Origin of the sequence: Nocardia sp. 852002-20019_SCH5090214, from assembly GCF_001665865.1 — a bacterium.
Taxonomy (GTDB): Bacteria; Actinomycetota; Actinomycetes; order Mycobacteriales; family Mycobacteriaceae; genus Nocardia; species Nocardia nova.
This window is the reverse complement of sequence record NZ_LZMK01000113.1, coordinates 1-8,562: the sequence shown is the minus strand read 5'-3', so window position 1 is coordinate 8,562 and position 8,562 is coordinate 1. Positions and strand designations below refer to the sequence as shown.

Annotated in this window: 11 protein-coding genes and 1 pseudogene; 7 read left to right on the top strand and 5 right to left on the bottom strand. The window is 62.8% G+C overall.

Annotation, left to right across the window (positions count from 1 at the left end; genetic code table 11):
* Both A5780_RS40780 and A5780_RS08985 read left to right on the top strand, forming a co-directional pair.
* Positions 1-339: pseudogene (locus tag A5780_RS40780) on the top strand (hypothetical protein); the annotation flags it as partial.
* Positions 336-1,187 carry a DUF4913 domain-containing protein gene (locus tag A5780_RS08985; protein ID WP_064908206.1) on the top strand — a complete coding sequence of 284 codons (852 nt, stop codon included), beginning with the start codon at positions 336-338 and terminating at the stop codon, positions 1,185-1,187. The pseudogene A5780_RS40780 and the gene A5780_RS08985, both read left to right, overlap by 4 nt.
* A gap of 428 nt (positions 1,188-1,615) precedes the next feature.
* On the opposite strand, the gene A5780_RS08975 is transcribed toward A5780_RS08985, so the two are convergent.
* On the bottom strand, positions 1,616-1,813 hold the full coding sequence (locus tag A5780_RS08975; RefSeq protein ID WP_063014257.1) for a hypothetical protein: 198 nt from the start codon (positions 1,811-1,813) through the stop codon (positions 1,616-1,618).
* A 2-nt stretch (positions 1,814-1,815) separates the two neighbouring features.
* Positions 1,816-2,010 (bottom strand): hypothetical protein, encoded by a 195-nt coding sequence (locus A5780_RS08970; RefSeq protein WP_064908204.1) that lies wholly within the window; start codon positions 2,008-2,010, stop codon positions 1,816-1,818.
* Positions 2,011-2,211: 201 nt separating this feature from the next.
* Here A5780_RS08970 and A5780_RS08965 point away from each other — a divergent pair, with 201 nt between their 5' ends.
* From A5780_RS08965 to A5780_RS08955, 3 genes are all read left to right on the top strand, one after another.
* Complete coding sequence (locus A5780_RS08965) at positions 2,212-2,679, top strand: NUDIX domain-containing protein (protein ID WP_064908208.1); 468 nt, start codon at positions 2,212-2,214, stop codon at positions 2,677-2,679.
* A gap of 2 nt (positions 2,680-2,681) precedes the next feature.
* Positions 2,682-3,608: a carbohydrate kinase family protein gene (locus A5780_RS08960; protein WP_082976354.1), complete on the top strand. Its 927-nt coding sequence runs from the start codon at positions 2,682-2,684 to the stop codon at positions 3,606-3,608.
* 68 nt (positions 3,609-3,676) lie between these two features.
* Positions 3,677-3,886 (top strand): hypothetical protein, encoded by a 210-nt coding sequence (locus A5780_RS08955; RefSeq protein WP_156769430.1) that lies wholly within the window; start codon positions 3,677-3,679, stop codon positions 3,884-3,886.
* 62 nt (positions 3,887-3,948) lie between these two features.
* Here A5780_RS08955 and A5780_RS08950 read toward each other — a convergent pair whose 3' ends face one another.
* From A5780_RS08950 to A5780_RS08940, 3 genes are read right to left on the bottom strand one after another with little or no spacing between them, the layout of a single operon-like run.
* A complete protein-coding gene (locus tag A5780_RS08950; protein ID WP_063014277.1) occupies positions 3,949-4,602 on the bottom strand; it encodes a hypothetical protein in 654 nt (217 codons plus the stop codon).
* 5 nt (positions 4,603-4,607) lie between these two features.
* On the bottom strand, positions 4,608-5,753 hold the full coding sequence (locus A5780_RS08945; RefSeq protein WP_064908202.1) for a radical SAM protein: 1,146 nt from the start codon (positions 5,751-5,753) through the stop codon (positions 4,608-4,610).
* Positions 5,750-6,433 carry a hypothetical protein gene (locus A5780_RS08940; RefSeq protein WP_064908201.1) on the bottom strand — a complete coding sequence of 228 codons (684 nt, stop codon included), beginning with the start codon at positions 6,431-6,433 and terminating at the stop codon, positions 5,750-5,752. The genes A5780_RS08945 and A5780_RS08940 overlap by 4 nt, the downstream gene beginning before the upstream one ends.
* 324 nt (positions 6,434-6,757) lie before the next feature.
* Between A5780_RS08940 and A5780_RS08935 the strand changes: the two genes are divergently transcribed.
* Together A5780_RS08935 and A5780_RS08930 are read left to right on the top strand one after the other, a co-directional pair.
* Positions 6,758-8,065, top strand: a complete 1,308-nt coding sequence (locus A5780_RS08935) for a helix-turn-helix domain-containing protein (protein WP_231982899.1) — start codon at positions 6,758-6,760, stop codon at positions 8,063-8,065.
* Positions 8,066-8,136: 71 nt separating this feature from the next.
* On the top strand, positions 8,137-8,562 hold a 426-nt coding region (locus A5780_RS08930), incomplete at its 3' end, for a phosphotransferase (RefSeq protein WP_231982898.1).

The following is an 8,562-nucleotide window of genomic DNA, read 5'->3' as shown; positions in this document are numbered from 1 at the left end:
AACATCGCCACTCCCACCTACCTCGAGCAATGGGCGCGCCTGGTCGACGACCACGACGTCGCCGACCACTCCCGCTCGGTCGGCCCCGGTGGCACCAACCGCAGCACCAGCTGGCGCGCCGAACCCATCCTCAACGTCGCCAAACTCGCGCGCCTGCCCAAAGACCGCGCCCTGGTCCGCCTCCCCGGTCACGAACCGGTCCTGATCGAAAAGCAATTCTGGTGGGACAACCTCGCCCTCGAACCACTCGTCACACAATCGCTGGCCCGCTACACCCAACCACCCAAACCACCGGAACGACCGGAAAATGCTGGCGGCGCGGCAGGAGTCGAACTATGACCATCCCCGCTACACCTGCGGGTTCGCGGCAGACGCGGAAAGTCGCGGCGCCGGCGTATCCGGACTTCGTCGCCTTCGCCGAGCAATGGCTGTTTCCGTTCATCACCGTGCGCCTCGCCGAAGCCAACCGCGAACACACCTGGACCTGGTGCAGCCAATGGTGGCGCCACCGCGCGGTGAGCGTGCGCATCGCTCACCTGCACCGAGCCTTCGAAGCCATGCGCGCCGACATGAACGCCGCCGGGCTGTCGACCTTCATACTCCACCACCTCGACCCCCACTTCCGCGTCATCCTCGACGCCGCCAACGGCCCCCTGCACCGCTGCACCCGAACCAAACACGTTGCGCTGCCGTCGCTTTCCTGCGAGCCCGTTCCGGCTGGATGGTTCAAATCCCCAGCCGGCCCCGCTACGAAATCGGGCGACACCAAGCCTTACCGGTTCGGCCACTACGCCGATTTTGTGGAGCAATGGCTGCTGCCGGTCACCGCGGTCCGCATCGCCGCCAACCATCGTGAAGACCAGAACACCTGGTGTAGAAGGTGGTGGGACCACCGCAGCGTCGCCGTGCGCTTCGCGTCACTTCATGTCGTGTTCGAAGCCGCCCGCGTCGCCGAGGACCGCTCTGCCATGTCGACGCTGTTCGTCTCCCACATCGACCCGCACTTCCGATACGTCCTCGACGCCGCGAACGGGCCCCTGCACGGCTGCACCCCCGATCAGCACACACCCGAAACAGGCCTACCCGCAGCAGACGTCCCCACCAACTGGTTCGCCACACTCGACAACGGCATGTCTGTAGACGAACTCGGATTCGGGCCCGACTTTCGTCACCGCAAAGAACAATGATGAACGTGCGCTGCGGAAACTGCGCGCCATTACAGAGCCGATGGTTATTGTGCGAGATGGATGTGACAGTTGCTCGCTGAAGGTTGCTGGTCAAATTGCTCTGATCACGATGATTACGGCCTTATCCCACCCACGGCGGCCGTCGTATCGGTGTCTCCTGCATCGGCGGCCGGATGTCCTGCATACGCGGCAACACCTCAGTGTTCGCGTCCTCGCTCCACCAGGGGTCAGGGTCGGCCGCGGCCGGCTGTGGGCGCTCTGTCCACTCGTCCTCACCGAGCAAAGCTTCATCATCGTGCCGACCTTGCACGAACTCGTGGTGACCGGCCGTGTGAGTGTGGTTCCACCACACCCCAACCCGGAAGCTCAGCACCGCCGCGAACAAAACGGAGCTTGGCCAGAGAACCAAGAGGAGCGGCCCACCCACCTCAGTCAGCCTCGATGGCCAGCAGGTATGCCGCCTCCAGATGCACCAAGCACTCGTCGGGGTGATGGTGCCGATGGATGTGTCGGAGTTGCCAGGCCCGCTCCACGCTCAGCTCCATGAGGTACACCTGGCAGAGGAATTCGGCCAGCTTCCCATCCGCGTGAACGAATGTCTTGTACGGCAGGGAGTCTCGGGACATCGTCACTCCCACAGTCCGCCGCATGGCAGCGATGGCAGTTCATCGGTCACGTTGTCATCGACGATGATTCGAAGCCCGAACTCCGAGTAGACGCCGCGCATTAGCTCGCCGGCCACGTTCTGCGCTTGTTCTGCCGACGCCCGGTAATCCAGCGTCAACGCGCCGGATTCGATGTGGATGTGGCGCGAATAGCCCATGTCCACTATCTCCGTTCCGTTGGGTGGCCAAAATTTCTGGTAACGAGGGTGAACGGTGATCGGGACAACAGCCATACGCGAGCCCATTGGTCGGTATACGCCGGGCGTATGGGCCAACGGATGGTCGGCGAATAGGGTCAGCCTGCTTCCGTCTTGTCACAAAACCGCAGGTCAAATACCATGGAAGGTGGATTTATTTTCATGACCGAGACTGTTGCTCCGCAGACCACCAGGTCAAAACCCCAGCGTCACAAGGTGACGGGGGATGTGCACCTCGTATTGCGCCGAGGCAGCAAGGTCCTGTTCGGCCAGCGCCAGAACACCGGGTTCGAGGATGGAGCCTGGCATCTGCCAAGCGGACACCTCGAAGCCGACGAGTCTGTCATCGACGCACTGATCCGCGAGGCTGAGGAAGAAATCGGGGTCATCATCAAGTCTGAAGATGTCCACTTCGCACACATTATGCACAACTCTTCCTCCGGTGGCCGCATGGCATTTTTCTTCATCGTGCGGGCCTGGAAGGGTGATCCCGAGAATCGGGAACCAGGAAAGTGTACTGAGCTGCACTGGTTTTCGGCGGATGAGCTGCCAGACCACATGATCGACTACTGCCGTGAGGCGATGGAGCACATCGCCCACAGTCGGTCTTTTTCCGTCTACGGCTGGTAACGATGGGCAATCCGTCTGGGCCAGTGGTGTGCGTCAGCTACTTGGCACTCGCCGAACTCTGGTCCGTCCCCCAGTTCCCGCGTCCCAACCACGGGGCCGAAATCAGAAGTATCGAATGGTCGGTGGCGGCTGACGGGCCGATGACAGCGGCGACGCTCGCCGCGATGGGAGCGCCAGTTCGCCTGATTGCCAACGACGTTGGCGCCGACGAGCACGGAAAGTTCGTTACGGGATGGCTTGGTGACCGCGACGTCCAGCCCGGCTACATCCTTCGTCCAACGGTCGCGACACCACGAATTGTGGTCACGGCCGACGACCAGCACACCCGGACGTGGTTTGCCCATCTGCCAGAGGTAGTGGCCAGTCTGGAGCGTGCCGACCTGGCGCCGATCGCTGAGGCGTCGTTCCTGTACCTGGATTGCTACGAGCTGATCGAGCCGACCGTAGTCCGTGTCATCGGGGCCGGCCGCACCGCCGAGGTGCCGATGCTGCTCAACCTGGGCGGCTCGAAACTTTCTGCGACCGTCAAACGGGCACTCGACGGGTACGGCAATCTCCTTGTCCAAACCAACGTCGATGACGACGACCGCGAACACGCCCCTGCGCTGGCGACGGCGCTCCTGAGCGAAACCGACGCGGCGTGGGTGATCGTGACGGCTGGTGCATCCGGCGCGGTAGCGGTAAGCCACTCGGAAGAAATTGCGGTACAGGCATTCCCGGTAGAGGTTCGCCATACACACTGTGCGGGTGCGGCCTTCTCAGCCGGGTTGCTCTACGGCCAGCGGGCAGGGTGGGCGATGGAACGAAGTATGGTTCTGGGATCGGCCAGCGGGGCACTGCGGTGTGCACGACACCACAGCGCCCCGCTGCCGAGCCTGGTCGAACTGCTGGCGATGCTCCCAAGGGAAGAACGTTCAGTAGCGAGTTGACCTGCCGCAGTGCGCCTCTGCACATCGCGTCGCCGATTCTTGTCGTCGAGCGGGCGTACAGTGGGCTCGTGCCCGTCGCGTGGGAGCCGTTTGCCCTGATGGGGCGCATAAATTACTGGGTGCTGTTTCGGTCGGAAGGACCAATGATGGCAACGGGTAAGAAGGCCGCCAGCGAGGCTGGCAAGGAGTTGGGCAACAAGAAGTCGACCAAGGCGGAGAAGAGCGTCGCGGCCAGCGATCTGGCTCAGGCCAAGAAAGGCAAGGGCAAGAAGAGCTAACTCCGAGCCGCATCGGCCCTCCTCGACCGCAGACGAGGAGGGCCGATGCCGTGCGGAGCGGGCTACAGCACATTCCACTCACTGAGCCACCCGGTCACTTCCGCGAACCGCGTTCGGCTCATCTGCTTGGCTCTAGCCTCCTGTTCTGACTCGTCTTCGGCCCCGAACTGCCACCACGCTTCATTCGTATGGCGATCCATAACCAGGAATTTGTCTTTCACTGCCGGCCCCCGGATTACCAGGCTCGCCGCGAACGGGTCTGCCACGACCGCATGCACCATCGAGTGGTGCAGGGCGTACGTGGTGCCGATAGGTTCTTCGCGGACGTGCAGCACCGGCAGCTTGGTCGGCTCCACCTGTTCGTCCAGCTCGGCGTTGCCGAACAGGTAGTGCCTATAGTGCCCGCGCAGAATTCTGCTGGCGTAGCTCCAACGGTGATTGTGCGGCCGGTCGAAATACCCCGGCAGGAAGACGTGCAGCCGCACCCGCACACCGGGATCGTCCTCGCTGGCAAGCACGATTTTGTCCAGGATGTCGTAGTGCTCACAAAGGTTCATCAGCTCGGGTCGGTTCGGCAGGTCGTTCAGCCGGCCGCGGACGATGCTTGGGTTCGCCGCCAGCCGATCCAGCGCTTCCCGGCACATCATCTCGACTTCGTCGATATCCTCCCAGTCGATCCAGCGCAGTGCTTCAACTACGTGGTCCATGTCGTCCATGAAGGTCACTCCTCAGGCTTTGCGCTGGATTTCCACAACCGGCAGACCGGCACGATGTCCTCGTAGGCGGCGCAGGACGATTCGCCCATGATGACCTCCTCGGCCGGGCATCCGCCCATGCAGCCGCTCGATTTGCAGCCACCGCAGGAACTTTCGTTCAGGACACTGGTGAACAAGTCGAACTCGTTGACACCGTGGTTGAGCTGCACCTGTCCGTCCGTCATCTGCGCGAAGTGCAGATCGGTATCGAACAGGTACGAGCAGACGTAGCAGCGGCCGTCCGGGAAGATCGAAATCCGATCCAACGTCCGGCCGATACAGCCTTGATACCCCTCGGCGGCGTAGCGCTCCATCTGGTCACGCCGGGCGTACGTCGGCTGGTACCACACTCGCGTGTTGTATTGCGGCGCAACTGTATTCAGTCGGTCGCAGAAGACGACCCACTCCGGCGGCGTCATTGCCATCTCCGGGTTGCCGTGTCCGGTGCCGATAGTCGAGAAGACGTGGAATTTCACCAGGCTCACGCCGAGCACATCGGCAATGTCGAGTAGCTGCACGACGTCACGCTCGTTGGCCTTGTTAACTGTGCAGATGATCCGTACATCAAATCCGCGTTCGGCCAACTCGCGTGTGGTTTCCATGGCTTCATCGAAGGTGCCTGCACCACGCACGCCATCGTGCGTGGCCTGACTGCCACCATCCAGGCTGACCTGCACGTAGGCGAAGTCATCGGGGGCAAGCTGCCGGAAGCGTCGCAGCGCCGGTTTTTGAGCGTTCGTCGTGGTGATGACGTGCTCATAGCCCAATTTCTTGCTGAGCCGGATCGCTTCGCAGTAGTGCGGGTGGAGGGTCGGTTCGCCGCCGAGGATGGTCAGTTTGCTCCCGCCCAGCCGGCGCCAGGTGGTGAGCGTGTCCACGATCTTCGGCAGGGGCATCTTCAGCGCCCGATCCAGACGTTCACCCATATAGCAGTGCTCGCAGCGCAGTTGGCACGCTTCGGTGATGTACAGGTAGACGTTGCGGAAGCGGCCATACGGCACGCGGTCGATCTTCTGTGGCTCCGGGACGTTCGCGCCTCTCGGCATCCGGGCGTGGCCGTAGCCATTGCTCTTCGGTTTCAGCGACGGCATGGGCAGGTCGGTACTGGTCATGACACTGGGCTCCGTGAAATAAGCAGGGGCGCAAGCAGGTTGGCCGCGCTGTCAATGGTGTTGGTGGTGTCGAGCTGGGTAATAGTGAGGCCGGAGGAGGTGAAGCAATCCCGGATGCCTTCGGCCGCTTGGTGGTAGCGCTGGAGGCGGGCTTTGAACAGCCGCGGTGAATCTCCTCGCCGTGGATGCAGCAGGCCGCCGCACCGGGCGCAGGTCCAGGTGTCCTTGGTTGTCGGAATGGCAGGCAAGCGAGGGTCACGGATCGGATCGCGTTCGCACTGGTGACAGACTTTGCGACTGCCGGCCCGCTGTTTCAGCGTTCGAACGTCGGTCACGACTTCGATGGGCTCAATGTGAACCCGTGGGATCAGCGGCCAGACGGTGGCAAGTAGTTGGCCGACCTGTGAGCCGGAGCCGGGGAAATTGTCGAGCAGCACGGTGTGCACAGTGGGGTCGGCCTGGACGGTGGCGAAGTAGGACCGGAGTGCATCGGCGACCGTGAACTCATCAATCCAACCAAGCCGGGCGCTGTCGGTGGCGGTGGCGGCAAGAACCTCCTTCGGTACCTGTTCGCGAAGACGAAAAATTGTTCGGCCTGGCGATAAGCCGAGGTGAAGGGTGAGGGTGGTTTTTCCGGCGGCCGGTGGGCCGAATATGGGCACTACCAGGCTCAATGGCATGGCCAAACCCCTTTCGATAGGACCGGGTGTGTCCGGTCCCAAGGGTCGGGTTCGGGCGGAAATGCCACCACGACCACGGCGAATCCGGGGTATACATAAAGCGTATATTCGGGCGGGGAATCCAGTGGTAGCGTCGTTTGACAAGGGCGAACGGGGGTGGCAAGGGCACCCCACGATCAACATCGGAGTGGCCCCATGACACGCGTACCCGATCAGCAACGCTACTGCGTCCGCTGCGGGAGTAGACTCAACAGCTACAACGACGAATCATTATGCAGCCCTTGCGCAGTCGGCGTTCGAAGCGAACTTCATCGGCCTCCAGCCGTGCCGCTTTCCTTCTGGCATACCGATCAGATGCGCGATGCACTCGCGACCTGGCACCTGGGACGCGTGATCTTCGCCTATCGCAATCACCCGTACCATCGGCAGCCCTTGCCACAGGAGCGGGTCGCGGACTGGCTCGGTATCACGCAAGCCCAGCTCAGCCGACTGGAGAAGGGGCCAGCGCCGGAACATCTTTCCAAGTTGCGGCGCTGGGCGCAGAGGCTGGCTATACCGCCCGAGCTGCTGTGGTTCAAGCTGCCGGGGGCCGAGGTCGCTACGCTCGAAGATGTGAAGCGCCAAGATTTTCTTCGTGCGGCCCTTGGCGTCACGGTGACAGGTGCCGCTGCGCCGCTGCTTGAACTGCTGAGCACACTCGAACCCACGCCAGTACCGTCCACTGTCGGCCTGACCGAGATCGAGCAGATACGGCAAACCGCCCGCGAGTTCAGCACCTGGGACCACACATACGGAGGTGGGCTGGTTCGCGAAGCTGTCGGGGCGCAACTCCGGTACGCCGTCAACTTGCTCAACGCCCGTTGCCCGGAAAAATACCGCTCTGAACTTCAGAGCGCGGTGGGGTTCCTCGGCCACACTGCGGCGTTCATGGCCTTCGACGCCTACGCGCACGCCGATGCTCGGAGCATGTTCCGGTTGGCGTGGACCTGCGCTGAAGAAGCCGGCGATTGGCACCTTCGTGGCAAGGTGCTCTCATCCATGGCCCGCCAAGCTATCTGGTGTGGCAGTGCCGATGACGGGCTGACATACATCGAACTTGCCATGGTGCGCTCTGATCGCCTGACCGCAACCGAGCGCGCCATGTTGCATTCGGCGAGGGCCCGGGCCCTCGCCAAGCTGCACCGGGTTGAGGAAGCAGTCCAGGCGGTTGGGCAAGCGGATGAGGAATTTTCTCACGCTTCGCCGCAGAACGATCCACCTTGGATGAGCTATTACGACGCGGCGCAGCACTCCGGCGACACCGGACACGCACTGTTCGATCTTGCCCTCGAGGGGCAATTTGTCACCGAGGCCCGCTCGCGGTTGCAGAGCGCAGTGCACGGCCACACCGAGGCCTACGTTCGGTCGAAGGCGATCTCCGGCATCAAACTCGCGTCGCTCACGATGGCGACAGGCGACCCAAGCGAGGCCGCCCAACTCGGAAGCGCCGCCCTCCTCGATGCCGGGCATATCCGATCACGCCGTGCCGCAGACGATCTGCGCGAGCTATCCAGATTTTCCGAACCACACAGCACCGCGACCGAAGTCGAGGAACTCCGCACCCGCATCGGTACAACCGTGGCCGCCGTATGACTGCCCACGCGGCCCCGGACGACGCACTCTGCGTCTTGAAAACTGCCTGTGCGCAGGTCGGATTCGATGCCATGGACGCGGAACTGCTGAATCGAAGCGAAAACGCGATCTACCGGCTCCCAGGCAAGAAGGTCGCGCGGATCAGCCGACCCGGCCAGCACGCCGCCGCAGAGCGAGAAGTTCGCATCGCAAGGTGGCTGGAAGCTTCCGGCGTCTCTGCGGTCGAGGTTGCTGGCGACGTTGTCCAGCCTGTCGAGGTCGACGGCCGATCGGTAACGTTTTGGAAAGAACTGCCGCCGCACCATCACGGCACACCCGCGCAGGTTGCCGCCGCACTCAAGCAGCTTCACGCACTGGCGCCGCCGACGGATTTCACGCTCGGGAAGGTCGAACCCTTCGTTCGACTAGAAGAGCGGATCACGGCGGCAACTGTCCTCAACAAGGATGATCGGCGGTGGATGGTTGGCCACCTCGCGGAGCTGCGCGAACGGTGGGCC